The sequence below is a fragment of the Shewanella sp. SG41-4 genome (assembly GCF_014164505.1).
Taxonomy (GTDB): Bacteria; Pseudomonadota; Gammaproteobacteria; order Enterobacterales; family Shewanellaceae; genus Shewanella.
In genome coordinates, this window is the sequence record NZ_JACJFI010000430.1 from 1 (window position 1) to 2,414 (window position 2,414).

General features: G+C 39.1%; 3 protein-coding genes. 2 read left to right on the plus strand and 1 reads right to left on the minus strand.

Annotation, left to right across the window (positions count from 1 at the left end; translation table 11 throughout):
* The coding region (locus H5202_RS20675) for a DNA-J related domain-containing protein (RefSeq protein ID WP_272490484.1) at positions 1–330 on the minus strand (330 nt) is incomplete at its 3' end.
* A gap of 359 nt (positions 331–689) precedes the next feature.
* On the opposite strand from H5202_RS20675, the gene H5202_RS20680 reads away from it, so the two are divergent.
* Together H5202_RS20680 and H5202_RS20685 are read left to right on the plus strand one after the other, a co-directional pair.
* Positions 690–1,256 carry a phosphoribosyltransferase gene (locus tag H5202_RS20680; protein WP_182773718.1) on the plus strand — a complete coding sequence of 189 codons (567 nt, stop codon included), beginning with the start codon at positions 690–692 and terminating at the stop codon, positions 1,254–1,256.
* Between the two features lie 175 nt (positions 1,257–1,431).
* Positions 1,432–2,414: peptidase U32 family protein (locus H5202_RS20685; RefSeq protein ID WP_182773719.1), on the plus strand; the 983-nt coding region annotated here is incomplete at its 3' end.

Here is a 2,414-nt window from a genome sequence, read left to right on the forward strand (position 1 = left end):
AATCCGAAATATTTGAATCTCCATTGCCTTCACTTGCAACCACTGTTTGGGCATCAGTATATCTTGTAACTCATACAAGGCGTTCATTAGTAGAAAGTTGCGTTTGAATAGGTCTTTTTCGGGTAATGGATCAAGGTTATGCATTAAACCTTTAGCTTGTAATTCACTGGCTAAATGATGCACTTTCCAACTTTGATTTGATGATTGTAATAAACTCAGCACAGGCCATATTAGCGGGTTGTCACCTTTGGGCACATTGAGTTCGTTACTGTCCGTGGTGTTTGCCAGTCCAGTTCCGTCAGTATTGTGTAAGGTTTTATTGAGCAACATAGTGGCGTATTCATCCTGAATTGGCGATTAAATCTACTAGTCATTAACGCCCACTATGCCATAGTCGTTTTTAATGACAAGCAGATTTATCTGTACCGATAAGCTTGTTCGACCAATTGGCAAGTGCATCGACTTGGGCGGTTGTTGATAGCATGCCTATCAAAGGTGAAATGATTCAGCGTGGGCCAATGACCGATGCGAGCATGCATTAAGCAAGTTACAATCAATTTTGAGTCATATTATGATTTGATCAACATTTTTATTTTTATGGGTTTGATCAATTAATTCCTATTCTTACAGGCAAGAAAGCTTTATTTGGTATAAAATTCTCCGCAAGAAATTAATCGGGGGCTTAACCAATGACAGATAAACACTTTATTAGTGCGCAACAACTACTGGAAGATTCATTTAGACTCGCTGCACAAGTATATGATAGTGGCTTTCGACCTCAGTTTATCGTGGGTATTTGGCGCGGTGGCGCTCCAATTGGTATTGCAGTCCAAGAGTATTTTGATTTTAAAAAAGTTGAAACCGATCATATAGCCGTTAGAACGTCTTCTTATTATGGTATTGGCACTGACAAACAAGATAAAAATATCAAAGTACACGGTTTGCATTACATTATTGAAAACGCCAATGCTAGCGATGGTTTGTTGATCGTTGATGACGTTTTTGACTCTGGCCGTAGTATTGATGCGTTGATTGGTAAACTAAGAAAGTTCATGCGTTTGAACATGCCAACCGATATCCGTATTGCATGCCCTTATTACAAGCCAAAAAACACTAAAGTAGAGCTAAAACCAGATTATTTTATTCATTCATCTGAAGATTGGTTAGTATTTCCCCATGAAGTGTCGGGGCTTAATCCGCAAGAAATTGCAGAAGGCAAAACTGACTTTAAAAACATCCAAGAATTGTTTTTATAAGCTCTATTCGACCGTTATTTAGGCGGTAATTAGCAACGAATTTACTTAGAACTTTGTTTAAAGTTTGCTAAAGTATACAGCTATGCGAGTGCGTCAACATACTTATGTCAATGCGACAGTATTAGTATGTTGGCGCACTTTTTTATCCGAATTAATGCGAAATTTAGTTAACATTATGGTTTCTGTAGAATTGTTCACCCCAGAGGCGCCTGTAAAGCGCCAACTTGAACTGTTAGCACCGGCTAAAAATGCTGATTATGGCATTGAGGCTATTCGTCATGGCGCTGATGCAGTTTATATTGGCGGTCCAGCATTTGGCGCGCGTCATAATGCTGGCAACAGCGTTGAAGACATCGCTCGCTTGGCTGAATTTGCTCATCGTTATCATGCCCAAGTGTTTGTGGCGCTTAATACCATTTTAATGGATGACGAGATAGATAAAGCGCAAAAGCTTATTTGGCAACTTTATGAAGCCGGTGTCGATGCCTTGATTGTTCAAGACATGGGGGTTTTACAATTAGATCTTCCACCTATCGCGTTACATGCGAGTACTCAAACTGATAACCGCAGCCCAGAAAAAACGGTGTTTTTCGAACAAGTCGGTTTTTCACAAGTTGTGTTGGCTCGTGAATTAAATATTCCACAAATTCGCGACATTGCTGCTAGCACAAAGATGAAGTTAGAGTTCTTTATTCATGGTGCGTTATGTGTCAGTTATAGCGGTTTATGTAATTTAAGCCATGCGTATTCTAATCGCAGTGCTAATCGCGGCGAATGTTCACAGATGTGTCGATTACCGTGTAATTTAACTACGCGTGAAGGTGAAGTATTAGCTGAAAATAAGCATTTATTATCACTAAAAGACAATAACCAAACAGATAATTTAGAAGCCTTAATTGATGCGGGCATTAGCTCATTTAAAATTGAGGGCCGCTTAAAAGACATTACTTACCTTAAGAATGTTACCGCACATTATCGTCAACAACTTGATGCCATTATTGCTAAACGTGATGATTTGGAGTCAATTTCTCATGGCCGTTGCGAGTTTAACTTTACCCCCGATCCGGATAAAAGTTTTAACCGCGGTAAAACAGATTATTTTGTCAATGAACGTACTGAGGCAATTGAGCATTTTAGTTCACCTAAGTTTATTGGTGA